Genomic DNA, 16,954 nt, shown 5'->3' with positions numbered 1-16,954 from the left:
CTATTCCGTGGGGGGAGCCCCCTTCCGGAGACTTTGTTAGGACAAAGTCTTGTCTCGCTCGCCGAAGATCGATACTCTGAGTTTGTCAGTACAAACTCTTCCTTCCCAGGAGCCCTCCATGCCTCTCGTCCGCATCGACGTCAACGCCGGCCGCAGCCCGGAGCAGCTCTCGCGCATCAGCCGCGCCATCCACGACGCGATCCTCGCCGAATACCGGATTCCTGAGCGGGACTACTTCCACATCCTCACCGAGCATGCGCCCGGCCAGATCGTGGCCCAGGATGCAGGGCTGGGCTTCGAGCGTACGGGCGGGGTTGTCATGATCCAGATCTTCACTCAGGGTGGTCGTACCCGGGAGGCCAAGGAGGCGCTCTTTGCGTCGGTTGCGCGTGAGCTCGGCGACGTGGGCGTGCCGGGCGAGGATGTCTTCATCGGATACGTCGAGAATGGCGCGGACGACTGGTCGTTCGGCTTCGGGTGCGCGCAATACCTGACAGGCGAGCTTGCCATTCCGGCGCGCTGAGCATGTCAGTACAAACCTTTGACAGGACATTAATTCTGTAGGAGAGTTGGCCTGTGGCCGCCGCCACAGGCAGCGAGAGGGCCCGGACCTCCGGGCTCCAGCAGGAAAGGCACAGCTATCGTGACCTATGACGTTCTCACGATGGGGCGCATCAGCGTCGACATCTATCCCAATGACATCGGCGTCGGCCTGGCGGACGTCAGCAGTTTCGGCAAGTATCTGGGCGGGTCACCGTCCAACGTCGCGGTGGCGGCGTCACGGCACGGTCGTCGGACGGCTGTGATCACGCGGACGGGCGATGACCCGTTCGGCGTGTACCTGCACCGCGAGCTGCAGAAGTTCGGCGTCGATGATGCGTTCGTGACCCCGGTGGCGGGCCTGCAGACCCCCGCGACGTTCTGTGCGATCCTGCCGGAGAAGCACGAGTTCCCGCTGTACTTCTATGGCCGCTTCCCGACCGCGCCCGATCTGCAGATCAGGGCCGAGGAGCTCGACCTGGAGGCCATCCGCAGCGCGCGGATCTTCTGGTCCACGGTCACGGGCCTGTGCCAGGAGCCGAGCCGTGCGGCGCACATCGCGGCGCACGGGGCGCGGCCCCGCACCGGGCTCGCGGCGGGGCAGTTCACGGTCCTGGACCTGGACTACCGGCCGATGTTCTGGGATTCGGAGGAGTCCGCCCGCGAGCAGGTCGCGAAGGTCCTTCCGCACGTGACCGTCGCGATCGGCAACGAGGAGGAATGCGCCGTCGCGGTCGGGCACGGCACCCCCGACGAGCAGGCGGACCGCCTGCTCGAGGCGGGCGTGGAGATCGCGGTCGTGAAGCTCGGGCCCGAGGGCGTGATGGCGAAGACCCGCACGGAGCGCGTCGTCTCGGCCCCGGTCCCGGTCACGACGCTCAACGGCCTCGGCGCCGGGGACTCGTTCGGCGGCGCGTTCTGCCACGGCCTCCTGGCCGGCTGGTCGCTCGCCCAGGTGCTGGACTACGCGAACGCCTCGGGCGCGATCGTCGCCTCGCGGCTCTCGTGCGCCGATGCGATGCCGACGCCGGCCGAGGTCACCTCGCTGCTCGCCGAGCGCGGCCGCCTCGTCCCCGAGGCGGTGGCCCGGTGACGACGACCACTCCCTCCAGTGCGCAGACGCCTCTGGCGAAGGGCGCGTTCGACGACGACCCGCGCCGCTACGAGCACCTCACCAAGGTCCGCCTCGAGGACCCGGATGCCGTCGGCCGTGCTGCGAAGGCCCGCCGGCGCCACCCCGGCGTCGTGCTCGGGAAGCAGAACTTCATTGTCGCCGCGGACCACCCGGCCCGCGGCGCGCTCGCGGCGCAGGGCCGCCCGGAGGCGATGGCGGACCGGCGGGAGCTCCTCGACCGGCTCCGGATCGCGCTCGCGAACCCGGCCGTGGACGGCGTTCTGGCCAGCCCGGACATCATGGACGACCTGCTTCTGCTCGGGGCACTCGAGGGCAAGCTCGTCTTCGGGTCGATGAACCGCGGCGGCCTGGCCGGCTTCGTGAACGAGTTCGACGACCGCTTTACGGGCCACACCGCCGAGGCCCTGGCGGCCCTCGGGGCCGACGGCGGGAAGATGCTCACGCGCATCTGCCTCGGCGACCCGGCCACGGCCCCGTTCCTCGAGGCCACGGCCAAGGCCATCGACTCGCTCGCCGCGCGCAGGCTCGTGGCGATGGTCGAGCCGTTCCTCTCCTCGTGGGTCGACGGCAAGGTCAAGAACGACCTGTCGGCCGACGCGGTCATCAAGTCGATCGCGATCGCCTCGGGCCTCGGCTCGACGAGCGCGTACACGTGGATGAAGCTGCCGGTCGTGGACGAGATGGAGCGCGTCATGGCCTCCACCACGATGCCGACCGTGCTCCTGGGCGGGGACCCGGCCGGGCATCAGGACGAGGTTTTCGCCGAATGGGGCAAGGCCCTCGCACTCCCAGGGGTGCAGGGCCTCACCGTGGGACGCACGATGCTGTACCCGGCCGACGGGGACGTCGCCGGGGCCGTCGCCGCGGCGGCATCGCTGCTGCGCACTGAAGAGATCTCCCCGGCGGGACGGGACAGCAAGGAGGCCACGCAGTGACCATCAGCAGCTCTCGGAGCACCACCCGCAGGATGACGGTCGCGCAGGCGCTCGTCGAGTTCCTCGGCCGCCAGTACACCGTCGACCGCGTCGGCGGTACTGAGTACCGCGAACGGCTCATCCCCGGCATGTTCGGCATCTTCGGCCACGGCAACGTCGCCGGCGTCGGCCAGGCCCTCAAGCAGTGGCAGGTCGCCGACCCGTCGCTCATGCCGTACTACCAGGGGCGCAACGAGCAGGCCCAGGTGCACCAGGCCGTGGGCTACGCCCGGCACACGCGCCGCCGTCAGACGTTCGCGGTCTCGACCTCGATCGGACCCGGCTCGTCGAACCTGCTCACGGGCGCGGCCCTCGCGACCGCGAACCGACTCCCGGCCCTGCTGCTGCCCTCCGACACGTTCGCGACCCGCGCGGCCGATCCGGTGCTGCAGCAGCTCGAGCAGCCGCACGGCTACGACATCACCGTCAACGACGCCTTCCGGCCCCTGTCCAAGTACTTCGACCGGGTGAACCGGCCCGAGCAGCTGTTCTCCGCGCTCCTGCACGGCCTGCGCGTGCTCACGGACCCGGCCGAGACCGGAGCCGTGACGATCGCCCTTCCGCAGGACGTCCAGGCCGAGGTCTTCGACGTTCCCGTGGAGTTCCTCGCCGAGCGCGAGTGGCGCATCCGCCGCCCCGAGCCCGAGGCCGAGGACATTGCCCGCGCCGCGCAGGCGATCCGGGCCGCGAAGCGCCCGCTCATCGTCGCCGGCGGCGGCGTGCTGTACGCGTTCGCCCAGGACGCGCTGCGCGAGTTCGCCGAGGCCACGGGGATCCCGGTCGGCTGGACGCAGGCCGGCGTCGGCGTGCTCCCGTGGGACCATGCCCAGGCGCTCGGCGCGATCGGCTCCACGGGCACGACGGCGGCCAACGCCCTCGCCCGCGAGGCGGACCTCGTCATCGGCATCGGCACCCGCTACGAGGACTTCACCACCGCGTCCCGCACGGCGTTCCAGAACCCGGGCGTGCGCTTCGTGAACATCAACGTCGCCGCGATCGACGCCTACAAGCACGGCACCTCGCTGCCGATCGTCGCCGACGCCCGCAAGGCAATCGTGCAGCTGACGACGGCGCTGTCGGGCTACCGCGTCGGGGCGGACCTTGAGAGCGTGGTCGCGTCGGAGAAGGCCCGCTGGGACGCGACGGTCGACGCTGCGTTCGATGAGCGGTACTCCCCGCTCGTGTCCCAGAACGCCATCATCGGCGCGGTCAACCGCGCGATGGACCGGCGCGACGTCGTCATCTGCGCCGCCGGCTCGCTCCCGGGCGACCTGCACAAGATGTGGCGCGTCCGCGACCCCTGGGGCTACCACGTCGAGTACGCGTTCTCTTGCATGGGCTACGAGATCCCCGGCGGCCTCGGGGTCAAGCGCGCCGCGCTGGATGCGGTGAGTCGGGGCGAAGACCCGCGCGACGTCGTCGTCATGGTCGGCGACGGCTCGTACCTCATGATGCACACCGAGCTTGTCACCGCGGTCGCGGAGGGAATCAAGCTCATCGTCGTGCTCATCCAGAACCACGGCTACGCCTCGATCGGGTCGCTCTCGGAGTCCCTCGGCTCCCAGCGCTTCGGCACGAAGTACCGCACGCTCGACCGTGAGCACCACACGTTCGACGACGGCGAGAAGCTTCCGATCGACCTTGCGACCAACGCCGAGAGCCTGGGCGTCACGGTGTACCGGATCGAGCCCGGGCCGGAAGCGATCGCCGACCTCCAGGCCGCGATCGCCAAGGCCAAGGCCGCGCCCGAGGGTTCGGGGCCGATCGTGATCCACATCGAGTCCGATCCGCTCATCGACGCCCCGTCCTCGGAGTCCTGGTGGGACGTCCCCGTCTCGGGGGCCTCCGAGCTCGAATCCACCCAGAACGCCTACCGCACCTACACCGCGCACAAGGCGGAGCAGAAGCCCTTCCTCGGCTGACCCACTCGGGTGGGGCCCGTCGTCGTCCGCCCTTGGCCGACATGCCCGCCCGCTTGCCACATTTCCCCTGCAAAGGAGCAATCCATGACGATCAAGACCATCCCGCATTTCCTCAACGGCGAAGAGACCAACGGCGTCGGCGAGCGGACCCAGCCGGTGTTCAACCCGGCCACGGGCGAGCAGACCGGCGAGCTGCGCCTCGCGGACGCAGCCGATCTCGAGACAGCCGTCGCGAACGCGAAGAAGGCCGCCGAGACGTGGGGCGACATCTCCCTCGCCAAGCGCACGGCAGTCCTGTTCAAGTTCCGCGAGCTCGTTGCCGCACACATCGACGAGCTCGCCCAGCTCGTGACCTCCGAGCACGGCAAGGTTCTCTCGGACGCGAAGGGCGAAATCGGGCGCGGGCTCGAGGTCGTCGAGTTCGCGTGCGGCATCCCGCAGCTGCTCAAGGGCGCCTACTCGGACCAGGCCTCGACCGGGATCGATGTGTTCTCTTACCGCCAGCCCGTCGGGGTGGTCGCCGGCATCACGCCGTTCAACTTCCCGGTCATGGTTCCCCTGTGGATGGCGCCGGTCGCGATCGCCACGGGCAACACGTTCATCCTCAAGCCCTCCGAGCGCGACCCCTCCGCCTCGATGCTCCTGGCCAAGCTGTGGAAGGCCGCGGGCCTGCCGGACGGCGTCTTCCAGGTCCTGCACGGCGGCAAGGAGACCGTCGACGGGCTCCTGACCCACCCCGACGTGGACGCGATCTCCTTCGTCGGCTCGACCCCGATCGCGAAGTACGTCCAGGCCACCGCGACCGCGAATGGCAAGCGAGTACAGGCCCTGGGCGGGGCGAAGAACCACGCGATCATCCTCCCGGACGCCGACCTGGACAACGCCGCGGACCACCTCGCCGCGGCCGCGTTCGGCTCCGCCGGGGAGCGGTGCATGGCGATCTCTGTCGCCGTCGCGGTCGGCTCCGTCGCCGACGCACTCGTGGGCAAGGTCGCCGAGCGTGCCGAGGCCGTCAAGGTTGCCGAGGGCACCGACCCCGACGCGGAGATGGGCCCGATCATCACGGCCGCGTCCAAGGAACGCATGAAGGGCATCGTCACCGCGGCGGCCGACGGCGGGGCGGACCTGGTCGTGGACGGGCGCGGATTCACCGTCCCCGGCAAGGAGAACGGCTACTGGTTCGGCCCGACGGTGATCGACAACGTCGGCACGGACATGGCCGCCTACACCGAGGAGATCTTCGGCCCCGTGCTGTCGGTGGTCCGGGTCGAGACCGTCGAGGAGGCCATCGAGCTCATCAACTCCAACCCGTACGGCAACGGCACCGCGATCTTCACCTCCTCCGGGTCCAACGCCCGCAAGTTCCACCGCGGCGTGCACGTGGGCATGATCGGGATCAACGTCCCGATCCCGGTCCCGGTGGCCTACCACTCGTTCGGCGGGTGGAAGAGCTCGCTCTTCGGAGACAAGCACATCTACGGCGAGGAAGGGGTCTCGTTCTACACCCGAGGCAAGGTCATCACCCAGCGCTGGCCCGAACCCAAACAGCACTCCGGCGCCTCCTACAACTTCCCCTCCACGACCCACTGAAAGGCATCCGATGACCGATATCGAGAACAAGCTCATCATCGGAACGGCCCCCGACTCGTGGGGCGTGTGGTTCGCCGATGACTCGAAGCAGACACCGTGGGAGCGCTTCCTCGACGAGGTCGCCGAGGCTGGTTACAAGTGGATCGAGCTCGGCCCGTATGGCTACCTGCCCAACGACCCGTCGCGCCTCGCGGACGAGCTCAAGTCCCGCGACCTGCAGGTCTCGGCCGGCACGGTGTTCACGGCGTTCCACCGTGGTCGCGACCAGTGGGAAGAGGCGTGGGAGCCGGCCCGCCGCGTCGCCGAACTCACGGCCGCGATGGGCGGCGAGCACATCGTCGTCATCCCCGCGATGTGGCGCGACGACGTCACGGGAGAGGCCGTGGAGAACGAGGTCCTCGCGCCCGAGCAATGGGATTCGCTCTTCGCGGGCCACGACGAGCTGGGTCGCCGCCTTGGCGAGCAGTTCGGCCTCAAGCAGCAGTTCCACTCGCACGCGGACTCCCACATCCTCACGCAGGACGACATCGTGCGCCTGCTCGAGAACACCGACCCGGAGCTCCTGAACCTGTGCCTCGACACGGGCCACGCCGAATACGGCGGAGCGAGCAGCGCCGACCTCATCCGCAAGTACCCCGAGCGCATCGGCTACCTGCACCTCAAGCAGGTCGATCCGGACATCCTCGCGAAGGTCCGCGCCGAGAACCTCACATTTGCTGCGGCGAACACCGCGGGCGTCATGACCGAACCCCCGGGCGGCCTTCCCGACCTCCGCGAAGTCATCGAGGAGATCGAGAAGCTCGACCGTCCAATGTTCGGCATCGTCGAGCAGGACATGTACCCCGTCGCGTTCGACGTCCCGCTCCCGATCGCCAAGCGCACCCGCAACTACCTCCTCTCGTGCGGTTCCCGTACCCGCGTCTCCTGACCTCCGGTGAATGCCGGACCTGTTGTGAAAGGTTCAAACATGACTGACAACCTGCGCGTCGCCGTCATCGGCGCCGGCATGATGGGCGCGGACCACATCAAGCGCCTGCACACGCGCATCCACGGCGCCGAAGTGGCCGCCGTCGTCGACATCGACGTGGACCGCGCCAACGCCGCGATCGCCGGGATCCCGGGGGCCAAGGCCTACACGAGCGCCGCCGAAGCCTACGCTTCCGGCGACATCAACGCCGTCGTCATCGCGACGCCCGGCTTCCTGCACGAGGCGGCTCTCCTCGAGGCTCTTCCCCTGGATATCCCGATCCTGTGCGAGAAGCCCCTGACCCCCGACGCCGAGTCGGCGTGGAAGATCGTCCAGGCGGAGGTCGCCGCGGGCCGGAAGCGCATCCAGGTGGGCTTCATGCGCCGCTATGACGCCGAGTACGCCGAGCTCGGCGGCCTGATCCTCAATGGCGAGCTGGGCGAGCTGCTCATGCTGCACTGCCGCCACCGCAACGCCAGCACCCCGGCCGGCTTCACGAATGAGATGCTCATCAACGACTCCGTGGTGCATGAGTTCGACGTGATCCGCTACCTCACCGGGGAGGAGATCACCTCGGTGCAGGTCCGCCTGGGCAAGGCCTCGTCGAAGGCGCCGAACGGCCAGCACGATCCGCAGCACGTTCTGATCGAGACCTCCTCCGGAGTGCTCGCCGACGTCGAGATCTTCGTCAATGCCCAGTTCGGCTACGAGGTGTCCACCGAGGCCGCCTTCGAGGAGGGCATCGTGAACATCGGGCGCGACGGCGGTGCGTACGTCCGGAGTGCGGGACGATGGGGCGGCGCCGTGCCCCCGAGCTTCATCGAGCGCTTCGGCGCGGCGTACGACGCCGAGGTCCAGGCGTGGGTCGACGCCGCCCTCCGCGGCGAGCTCGGCGGGCCGTCGGCCTGGGACGGCTATGCGACCGCGGCCTGCTGCGAGGCCGGCGTCGAGGCGCAGAAGAGCGGCGAGAAGGTCGCGGTGGTTCTGCACGAGAAGCCCGCGCTGTACAACGAGGGCGCGCAATGAAGATCGCTCTCGATCCCACACCATTCCACCACTCGCATTCGCTCCTAGAATTCCCGGCCCTTGCGGCCGAGCTCGGGTACCGGTACCTCCAGCTCACCCCGCACCGGGACGTGATCCCCTTCTTCACGCACCCCAAGGCCGACGACGATCTCGTCCGGCAGTTCCGCAAGGCGTGCTCGGACGCGGGCGTCGAGGTCGCTTCGGTGCTCCCGGTGCTGCGCTGGTCCGGACCTGACGAGGCGGCCCGCGAGGCGGCCGTGCGGTACTGGAAGCGCGCGATCCAGATCACCGTGGACCTCGGCGCGAACCAGATGAACACCGAGTTCTCTGGCCGCCCGGAGAAGCCCGAGGAGTCGGAGGCCTGCTTCTACAAGTCCATGGAGGAGCTCCTGCCGATCTTCGAGCGAGAGGGCGTCCACGTCGCGATCGACCCGCACCCCGACGACTTCGTCGAGGAAGGCCTCGCGGCGCTGCGCGTCATTCGCGGGCTCAACTCGCCGAACGTGGGCATGGTATACGTCGCGTCGCACACGTTCCACATGAAGGACGCCCCGCTTGAGATCATGCGGGCCGCTGGCGACCGCCTCCGCGTGGTGCATGTCGCGGACACTATGAACCACCACGCTTCGCACGGGCTGCGCTACATCACCAACCCGCCCGGGAACTCGGTCCGGGTGCACCAGCACCTCAAGATCGGCGACGGCGACGTCAACTGGGACGAGTTCTTCGGCGGCCTGGGCGAGATCGGCTTCCTCGACAGCGACGACACCGTCATGGTCTCGAGCGTCTTCGCTGAAGACGAGAACGCGCCCGAAGTCTCGCGCTACCAGCTCCGGACGATGCAGGAGTACGTCCGGAGCGCGGCAGCCGGCGGCCGCGCGTAGCGGTCCCACGGTTCTGGGCCCACGCCGGCGAGGGACCCGGCCTGAGCTTGCGAAGGCTGGGAGCCGGTGGGGAGGGTCACCTCTTGTGAGGTGCCTCATCGTTCAAGAGTCAGGTCCCGTGGGTTGTCACCCACGGGACCTGACTCTTGAACGGGGTGGGGCGTCCCTCAAGGATTGCGTCCCTCAATGGACTGGCGTGCGAGGAGGGTGTCCACGAGCGTTTCAGGGCTCGGCCCCGCGTTGTCTGTGAAGTTCCCGAGGAAGGCCTGCATGAAGCACGCGCCGAGCAGGAGGGCAGCCGCGGCCTCGGGATCGGCGTCAGCCGCAAGGGCACCGTCTGCCTTCTCGTCCGCGAGGTAGCGCGCGAGGGCGTCGCGCACGTGCTGCGGGCCCGCGCCCCGCCCGATCAGCGCCTCCCGATGCGCGGCAAGGAGTGCGGGCTCGGAGAAGATCGAGGCTGCCATCGGAAACGTCTCGCCGTAGAACTCGATTGCGGTCCGCGCGACCTTCACGAGATTCGCACGGAGGTCCCCTCGGCCCCGCGTCTCGACGAGGTTGGCGAGCAGCTCCGGGAGATGACCCGGCGTGCGCTCGCGCAGCACGGCCAGGAACAGATCCGTCTTGTCGCGGAAGTGCTTGTAGAGGGCCGCCTCGGAGAACCCTGATTCGCGGGCGATCTCCTTGGTCGTCGCGCGGGCGAGGCCCTTCGTGCGCATGACGTGCGCGGCGGCGTCGAGCATCATGCCGCGAGTGTCCACGGGGCCTCCGAGTGCTGCAGTCTTGACAGGTGAGTAATTACTCACTCACCATGGTAGCCGAAAACCTAGTTAGTAAGTGCTCACCAACTCGGAGGGATTGCCATGAGAATCACCGTTTTCGGCGCAACCGGCGGTACAGGCCTTGAAGTTGTCCGCCAGGCTGCCGCGGCCGGCCATGACGTCACCGCCGTCGTCCGTGATCCGGCGCGGCTCTCCCCGGTGCCGGGCGTCGTCGTCGTTCGTGGCAACGTCATGGATCCGGCGAGCATCGAGCCCGCGCTGGCCGGCGCCGATGCGGTTGTGTCCGCGCTCGGCAACCGGGAGATCCGGCGGCCGACCACGGTCTGTTCGGCGGGGGTCGCGAGCATCGTCGAGGCGATGAACGGTGCGGGGGTGCGCCGACTCGCCGTCGTGAGCGCGAGCGGCATGGTGGTCGACGACGCCGACGACTTCCTCACGCGGTACGTCGCCAAGCCGATTCTCCAGCGGATCCTTGCTCACAACTTTGTCGACCTGCGGCAGATGGAGGATGTCGTCCGGACGTCCGGACTGGACTGGACGATCGTTCGCCCGTCCCGGCTTCTCGACGGCCCGGGCGGTGCGTACCGCGTGCAGATTGGCAGGAACCTGCCGCGGGGGTACAGCACGCGTCGCGCCGATGTCGCCGACTACATCCTCAGGAGCCTCGTCGACGGCGCGGCCGTCCGCGAGGCGGTGTCCGTCGCCACGTGACCCCTGGACGGGTTGGCACCCGCGGGAGGTGACCCCTGGACGATTAAGACGTAAACGGGAGGCGCGGGTCGACGGCCTGGGCGTCCCACGTGCTGCGGATCCAGCCGTGGTGCGGGTCGTCGCTGATGAGCCACTCGCGGACACGGCCGGGGCCGGCCATGACGTTGAGGTAGTAGAGGTCGTAGCCGGGCGCGGCCATGGCGGGGCCGTGCCAGCCGTGGGGGACGAGCACGACGTCGCCCGTGCGGACCTCGGCGCTGACGTCGATGGGCCGTTCGTCGGATGCGTAGACGCGCGCGTAGCCCACGGGATCCTGGCCGGCGACGTCGGCCGCGCCGGCATTGCCTGCGCCGACGGGGGAGCCGGGGGCGAGGCGCGTCTCGAAGTAGTAGATCTCCTCGAGGTTGGTCTCGCCCTCCTTCTCCTCGTCGTGCTTGTGCGGCGGGTAGGAGGACCAGTTGCCCGCGGGGGTGATGACCTCGCACACGATGAAGCGGTCGGCCTCGAGGGCGGCGGGCGTGCCGAAGTTGTGCACCTGGCGCGAGCAGTTTCCGGCGCCGCGCAGCTCGAGGGGGGTCTCCTCGGCGCGGATCAGCCGAGTGGGGTATGCGGCCTTGGCGGGGGCGAGGGCGACGGCGACGCGTCCGCCCTGCGGGCTGGAGATCTCCACGGCCTTGCCGATGCCCGTGTAGAGGACGTCGCTCGGGCCCGCGAAGACGGAGGCGCGCCCGCGCAGGGGGTAGGTGTCGCCGTCGACCGTTGCCTCGAAGGCGCCGGTCAGCGGCACGACGATGCGCTCCTCGCCGGCCGCTGCGAGCGAAATGCTTGCGCCCGGGGCCAGCTCTGCGACCTTGATGCCGGTATGCGCCCAGCCGTCGACGGCGAGCGCGCTGTCGTGTGCGCCGAGCGATACCTGCCATGCGCCGTCGGAGGCGCTACCGAGGGGGTAGACCCACTCTGCCATGCGGGTGTTCCTTTCCGTGGTTCGATCCCGGCGCCGGAACGTGGCGTTCTCAGCGCTGGACGAGGGTCATTTCGAAGCTGTAGGAGTCGGCGCGGTAGACGTGCCGTCCGGTCTCGACGTTGCGGCCCGTGTCGTCGACGGCGGTGCGCTCCATCGTGACGAGGGCGGCACCCGGCGAGGTCTGCAGCAGATCCGCCTGGTAGACGTCCGCGACGGTAGCGCCGATGCGCTGGTTCGCGAGCCGGAAGTTCACCCCGGCCTCGCGCAGGATCTGGTACATGCCGTGGGCCCGCAGGCCCTCCTCCGTGAGCTCGGCGACGTCGTCCCGCACCCAGTTCTCCATGAGGGCCAACGGCTTGTCCCCGACAGAGCGGAGCCGAGTGAAGTGGTAGACGCCGATCCCCGGGGGAAGCTGGAGGGTCGTGGCGACCTCCTCCTCGGCGGGGCCATGGCGGAAGGCCAGGACCTTCGTCGTGGGCTCCTTGCCGCTCTGGGAGAGGTCGTCGTAGAGGCTCGAGAGCTCGAGGTGGCGGCGCACTTGGCTCGCCACGACCTGCGTGCCCACGCCGCGTTTGCGCACGAGGAGGCCGGCCCGGACGAGCTCGTCCATGGCCTTTCGCATCGTCGGCCGCGACAGGTTGAGCTGGGCGGCGAGCTCGATCTCGTTCTCGAGCTTCGATCCCGGCTCAAGGGCACCGGTGCGGATCATCGCCTCGATGCCCTGGACCACCTGATGGTAGAGCGGGATGGGGGAGGACCGATCGATAGGGATGTTGAGGCTGGTCGCCATGACCCCTCCTTGGGCTGGGCGGTGGGCGGGCGCCCTCGTCCGTTTGTTTATTTGATAGGACAAATATCTTGCGCAGATCATAGCACTCCCTGGCGGGAGGCGTCAGGGATTTCGTGGCTTCTTGCGACATGTCGCCCATGTATGCGGCACCTGACAAACGGGTCGGCCTCCACTAGATCGTTCCATAATAAAGTGCTTATGTATGGACAAAGTATTGACATGCGTGAGGCAGATCACCCAAGATCAAGCCAAGGCCCGAGACCGCGACGCAGCTGTCGGGCGGGGCCGTATGGATCGAAGGAGATTCCCGTGAGCACTTTCACTTGGCGTCGCATGGCTGTCGCGGCGCTCGCCGTCCCGATGCTCGCCCTCGCGGCGTGTTCCTCGCAGGGCGGCAAGCCGGCAGACAACGCAGCAGGCGCGGGTGGTGGCCAGGTCGCCTCCACCCCGAAGATCAAGGTCGCCCTCATCACCCACGCGGCCGCTGGCGATACCTTCTGGGACATCGTCCGCAAGGGCGCCGAAGAGGCCGCGGCGAAGGACAATGTAGACCTGCAGTACCTCAACGACCCCGAGGCGGGGCGTCAGGCCCAGCTTGTCCAGCAGGCCATCGACCAGAAGGTCGACGGCATTGCCGTGACGCTTGCGACCCCGGACGCCCTCAAAGATGTTGTCAAGAAGGCCACGGATGCCGGCATCCCGGTCGTGAGCCTCAACGCCGGCGAAGACGTCTCGGCTCAGCTTGGCGCCTTCACGCACTTCGGCTCGAACGAGAAGCTCGCGGGCGAGGCCGTTGGAACGAAGCTCGCGCAGGGCGGCTACAAGCACCCCATCTGCGTGATCCAGCAGCAGGGCCACGTAGGCCTCGAGAACCGCTGCGCGGGTGTGAAGGCCAAGGTTCCGGGCACCGAGATCCTGTACGTGAACGGCCAGGACATGACCTCCGTCCAGTCGACGGCCACGGCCAAGCTCCAGGCCTCGAAGGACGCCGACGTGATCATCGGCCTCGGCGCCCCCATCACGATCACGCTGCTCAAGTCGGTCACCGATGCGGGCAGCAGCGCCAAGGTCGCGAGCTTCGACCTCAATGCCGAGCTCGCGCAGGACATCGTGGACGGCAAGGTCATCTTCACGGTCGACCAGCAGCCATGGCTCCAGGGCTACATGTCGGTCGACGCGCTATGGCAGAACAAGCGCGGCGGCTTCAAGCTCGGCGGTGGTCAGCCCGTGCTGACCGGACCGACCATCGTGGACAAGGCCAACGCGTCCACTGTCCTCAAGTTCGCCCAGCAGGGCGTCCGCTAGACCAAGGAACCGGGCCGCGCGGCGCCCGCCGCGCGGCCCGCCCGACAAGGAGTCCTTCCCATGGCAACAGCAACACTGCCCTCGGCCCCGACGCCGATCGCAGACGAGCGGGTCGGGCGTCGCAGCCCCTTCCAGAAGCTCCTCGGACGCCCCGAAGTGGGCGCGCTCGTGGGCGCCGTCGTCCTCTTCATCTTCTTCTCGCTCGTCTCGAGCACGTTCCTGCAGCCCAATGCCTTCGCGACCGTGCTCTACGGTTCCTCGACGATCGGCATCATGGCCGTCGGGGTCTCGCTGCTGATGATCGGCGGCGAGTTCGACCTCTCCGCGGGCGTCGCCGTCATCACGTCGTCCCTCACCGCATCCCTGTTCTCGTGGTACTTCTCGCTGAATGTCTGGGTCGGGGTGGGCCTCGCGCTCGTCGTCTCCCTGACCATCGGGCTTGTCAACGGGTGGATCCAGTCCAAGACCAAGCTGCCCTCGTTCATCGTGACCCTGGCGACGTTCCTCATGCTCACGGGTCTGAACCTGGCCCTGACCCGCCTGATCGGCGGGGCGGTTTCCTCGCCGTCGATCGCGACCATGGACGGATTCGCCGCGGCCAAGGCAGTGTTCGCTTCGGAGCTCGTCGTGGGAGGCGTCGACTTCAAGATTCCGATCCTCTACTGGGTCGTGCTCGTGGTGATCGCGTCGTGGATCCTCCTGCGCACCCGGGTCGGGAACTGGATCTTCTCGGTGGGCGGGGACGCGAACGCCGCCCGCGCCGTCGGGGTCCCGGTCACCGCGACGAAGATCGGGCTGTTCATGGGGGTCGGGTTCTGCGGCTGGCTCCTGGGAATGCACAACCTGTTCGCGTTCGACGCCGTCCAGTCCGGGGAGGGCGTGGGCAACGAGTTCCTCTACATCATCGCCGCCGTGATCGGCGGCTGCCTGCTCACCGGCGGCTACGGCTCCGCGGTGGGCGGGGCGATCGGGGCCTTCATCTTCGGCATGGCCAACAAGGGCATCGTCTACGCCCAGTGGAACCCCGACTGGTTCAAGTTCTTCCTGGGCCTGATGCTCCTGCTGGCCACGATCGTGAACCTCATCGTCAAGAACCGCGCCGAAAGGAAGTAGGGATCATGGGACAGCACATCTCCAACGAGACCCTCCTGAAGGGCGAGACCGACCCGCTCACCGACCGCGCGGTGCACCTGCTCAAGCTCGACTCGGTGGGCAAGCACTATGGGAACGTCATCGCTCTGCGCGATGTGACGATGGCCGTGGACAACGGCCGGGTCACGTGCGTGCTCGGGGACAACGGCGCCGGGAAGTCGACCCTGATCAAGATCATCGCCGGCCTGCACCAGCACGATGCGGGCACGTTCTCGATCATGGGCGAAGAGCGCAGGCTCTCGAGCCCTCGCGAGGCCCTGGACTCCGGGATCGCCGCGGTCTACCAGGACCTCGCCGTCGTCTCCCTCATGCCGATCTGGCGGAACTTCTTCCTCGGCTCCGAGCTCACCACCGGCGCCGGCCCGTTCCGGCGCATGGACGTGGCCCGGATGAAGGAGATCACCAAGAAGGAGCTCGCCGACATGGGCATCGACCTGCGCGATGTCGAGCAGCCCATCGGCCAGCTCTCCGGCGGCGAGCGCCAGTGCGTCGCGATTGCCCGCGCGGTGTACTTCGGCGCCAAGGTCCTGATCCTGGACGAGCCCACTGCGGCCCTGGGCGTGAAGCAGTCCGGGGTCGTGCTGCGCTACATCCTCCAGGCCCGCGACCGCGGCCTCGGGGTCATCTTCATCACCCACAACCCCCACCACGCCTACCCCGTCGGGGACCGCTTCCTGCTCCTGAAGCGCGGACGCTCGATCGGCTATTACGACAAGAAGGACATCACCCTCGAAGAGCTCACGGCCCAGATGGCCGGCGGTGCCGAGCTCGCCGAACTCGCCCACGAACTCGAACAGCTCGGCGGCCACAAAGACGCCCTCGCCGAAGCCAAAGCTGAAGCCGAGGCTGTCGGCATCGACTCCACCACCGCCTGACCCCGGCCAGAGCTGGCCACGCGTGAAGCGAGAGGTGGCCACGTGTCGAAAAGGCCCAACGCCCGGCCGGGTCGCTCCCGACGCGTGGCCAGCCCATGACGACGGCGCGGCACGGCACCCAGCCCGCCGCGCCGTCGTCGTCTGCTTGCACGCAAGACCGCATCGACTGCTGCATAGCTGCAGTTCTCGGCCCCCAAAACGGCAGTTGCCCAGCAGTCGATGGGGTGCGGAGGTCAGTCGACTCCGGTGCTCCGCGGAGGCGCCGTCGAGCCGCGGACCACGAGCGACGGCTCGAGGAGCGCTCGTCGCGGCGGCGCGTCCGGGTGCTCGAGCCGGGCCAGGAGGGTCCGTGCGGTTTCAGCGCCGATCTCGCGGCTGTGGGGGTCGACGCTCGTGAGTGCGAGATAGCGGTAGGCGGCGAGGGGCGAGTTGTCATAGCCGACGACGGCGACATCCCCGGGCGCGGAGAGCCCCCTTTCGCTGAGCGCGGCGAGGGCGCCCACGGCCATGACGTCGTTCGCGACGACGAGACCCGTGAGTTCCGGGTGCTCGCGGAGGAGCCGGGCGGTGGCCGCGTAGCCGTCGTTCTCCGAGGTCCCTCCGGCGGTCCCGGCCACGAATGGTTCGAGGTCCGCGGCCCCCATGGCGCGCTCGTAGCCGCGCCGCCGGTGGGCCGCCGGCCCGCCGCGCCCGCTCACGTGCCCGACGGCGGTGTGGCCCAGGGCGAGGAGGTGGCGCGTCGCAAGCTCGCCGCCGTGGTCGTCGTGGCCCGCCACGATGTCTGCCTGGGGGAGCGCGCCGGAGCCGAGCTCACGGACGCCGGCGACGACGACGGGCATCGGTACGTCGCGCAGAAGCCCCTCGTCGGGCTCGGCGGCGAGGACCAGCGCATCGACGTGCTGGGCGATGAAGCCATCGACCGGGTTGCGCCCCGAAGCGGCCTCGAGCTGGAGGTCCGCGACGCTGACGGTGTATCCCTCCGGGTCGAGGATGGACCGGAGGCCCGCGAGGAGCTCGACGAACCACGGGTTGTGGAAGTCGTCGATGAGCACGCCCACGGCCCGCGTCCGTTGGCTCGCGAGCACGCTCGCGGCACGGCTCGGGCGATATCCGAGCGCCTCGATCGCGGCGAGGACGGCCTGGCGGCGAGCGTCGCTCACGTGGGGGGCGTCCCGGAGCACGAGCGAGACGAGCGATTTCGAGACGCCGGCGCGTTGCGCGACGTCGTAGATCGTCGGGCGAGGATCAGCAGCCACGCGACCATCATGGCACTCCCGCCGAGTGTAGTCGTCGGCGTCGCTGGACTATTGACAGGACAAACTCCCCTCCCTATCCTCGAT

Annotated in this window: 16 protein-coding genes; 12 read left to right on the top strand and 4 right to left on the bottom strand. The window is 68.7% G+C overall.

Annotated elements, in window-relative coordinates; translation table 11 throughout:
* The first annotated feature begins 118 nt into the window (after positions 1 to 118).
* The 8 genes from RBS12_RS12515 to RBS12_RS12480 all read left to right on the top strand — a co-directional run bounded on the left by RBS12_RS12515 (position 119) and on the right by RBS12_RS12480 (position 9,038).
* A complete protein-coding gene (locus RBS12_RS12515; RefSeq protein WP_307966439.1) occupies positions 119 to 523 on the top strand; it encodes a tautomerase family protein in 405 nt (134 codons plus the stop codon).
* 120 nt (positions 524 to 643) lie between these two features.
* Positions 644 to 1,633: a 5-dehydro-2-deoxygluconokinase gene (gene iolC, locus RBS12_RS12510; RefSeq protein ID WP_307966438.1), complete on the top strand. Its 990-nt coding sequence runs from the start codon at positions 644 to 646 to the stop codon at positions 1,631 to 1,633.
* On the top strand, positions 1,630 to 2,610 hold the full coding sequence (locus tag RBS12_RS12505) for a deoxyribose-phosphate aldolase (protein ID WP_307966437.1): 981 nt from the start codon (positions 1,630 to 1,632) through the stop codon (positions 2,608 to 2,610). The genes iolC and RBS12_RS12505 overlap by 4 nt, the downstream gene beginning before the upstream one ends.
* Positions 2,611 to 2,642: 32 nt before the next feature.
* On the top strand, positions 2,643 to 4,571 hold the full coding sequence (gene iolD, locus RBS12_RS12500) for a 3D-(3,5/4)-trihydroxycyclohexane-1,2-dione acylhydrolase (decyclizing) (protein WP_307966526.1): 1,929 nt from the start codon (positions 2,643 to 2,645) through the stop codon (positions 4,569 to 4,571).
* 84 nt (positions 4,572 to 4,655) lie between these two features.
* Complete coding sequence (locus tag RBS12_RS12495; RefSeq protein WP_307966436.1) at positions 4,656 to 6,161, top strand: CoA-acylating methylmalonate-semialdehyde dehydrogenase; 1,506 nt, start codon at positions 4,656 to 4,658, stop codon at positions 6,159 to 6,161.
* Positions 6,162 to 6,171: 10 nt separating this feature from the next.
* Positions 6,172 to 7,089 (top strand): sugar phosphate isomerase/epimerase, encoded by a 918-nt coding sequence (locus tag RBS12_RS12490; RefSeq protein ID WP_307966435.1) that lies wholly within the window; start codon positions 6,172 to 6,174, stop codon positions 7,087 to 7,089.
* 39 nt (positions 7,090 to 7,128) lie between these two features.
* Positions 7,129 to 8,154, top strand: coding sequence for a Gfo/Idh/MocA family oxidoreductase (locus tag RBS12_RS12485; protein WP_307966434.1), 1,026 nt, complete (start codon positions 7,129 to 7,131; stop codon positions 8,152 to 8,154).
* Positions 8,151 to 9,038 (top strand): sugar phosphate isomerase/epimerase family protein, encoded by an 888-nt coding sequence (locus tag RBS12_RS12480; RefSeq protein ID WP_307966433.1) that lies wholly within the window; start codon positions 8,151 to 8,153, stop codon positions 9,036 to 9,038. Before RBS12_RS12485 ends, RBS12_RS12480 begins: the two co-directional genes overlap by 4 nt.
* 167 nt (positions 9,039 to 9,205) lie before the next feature.
* Here RBS12_RS12480 and RBS12_RS12475 read toward each other — a convergent pair whose 3' ends face one another.
* Complete coding sequence (locus RBS12_RS12475) at positions 9,206 to 9,796, bottom strand: helix-turn-helix domain-containing protein (RefSeq protein ID WP_307966432.1); 591 nt, start codon at positions 9,794 to 9,796, stop codon at positions 9,206 to 9,208.
* A 102-nt stretch (positions 9,797 to 9,898) separates the two neighbouring features.
* Between RBS12_RS12475 and RBS12_RS12470 the strand changes: the two genes are divergently transcribed.
* On the top strand, positions 9,899 to 10,528 hold the full coding sequence (locus RBS12_RS12470; RefSeq protein WP_307966431.1) for an NAD(P)H-binding protein: 630 nt from the start codon (positions 9,899 to 9,901) through the stop codon (positions 10,526 to 10,528).
* Between the two features lie 43 nt (positions 10,529 to 10,571).
* On the opposite strand, the gene iolB is transcribed toward RBS12_RS12470, so the two are convergent.
* A complete protein-coding gene (gene iolB / locus RBS12_RS12465; protein WP_307966430.1) occupies positions 10,572 to 11,492 on the bottom strand; it encodes a 5-deoxy-glucuronate isomerase in 921 nt (306 codons plus the stop codon).
* A gap of 49 nt (positions 11,493 to 11,541) precedes the next feature.
* Complete coding sequence (locus RBS12_RS12460; RefSeq protein WP_307966429.1) at positions 11,542 to 12,282, bottom strand: GntR family transcriptional regulator; 741 nt, start codon at positions 12,280 to 12,282, stop codon at positions 11,542 to 11,544.
* 309 nt (positions 12,283 to 12,591) lie between these two features.
* On the opposite strand from RBS12_RS12460, the gene RBS12_RS12455 reads away from it, so the two are divergent.
* From RBS12_RS12455 to RBS12_RS12445, 3 genes are read left to right on the top strand one after another with little or no spacing between them, the layout of a single operon-like run.
* On the top strand, positions 12,592 to 13,587 hold the full coding sequence (locus RBS12_RS12455; RefSeq protein WP_307966428.1) for a substrate-binding domain-containing protein: 996 nt from the start codon (positions 12,592 to 12,594) through the stop codon (positions 13,585 to 13,587).
* A gap of 60 nt (positions 13,588 to 13,647) precedes the next feature.
* Positions 13,648 to 14,700, top strand: a complete 1,053-nt coding sequence (locus tag RBS12_RS12450; RefSeq protein WP_307966427.1) for an ABC transporter permease — start codon at positions 13,648 to 13,650, stop codon at positions 14,698 to 14,700.
* Positions 14,701 to 14,705: 5 nt separating this feature from the next.
* Complete coding sequence (locus RBS12_RS12445) at positions 14,706 to 15,614, top strand: ATP-binding cassette domain-containing protein (RefSeq protein ID WP_307966426.1); 909 nt, start codon at positions 14,706 to 14,708, stop codon at positions 15,612 to 15,614.
* Positions 15,615 to 15,847: 233 nt separating this feature from the next.
* Here the strand turns inward: RBS12_RS12445 and RBS12_RS12440 are convergent, their stop codons facing one another.
* Entirely contained in the window at positions 15,848 to 16,870 is a 1,023-nt protein-coding gene (locus tag RBS12_RS12440) for a LacI family DNA-binding transcriptional regulator (protein WP_307966425.1), read from the bottom strand.
* Between the last annotated feature and the right edge of the window lie 84 nt (positions 16,871 to 16,954).

Origin of the sequence: Sinomonas sp. ASV322 (assembly GCF_030908245.1) — a bacterium.
Lineage (GTDB): Bacteria > Actinomycetota > Actinomycetes > Actinomycetales > Micrococcaceae > Sinomonas.
Note: the sequence above shows the minus strand (reverse complement) of the source record. Positions and strands in the feature narration are given on the sequence as shown.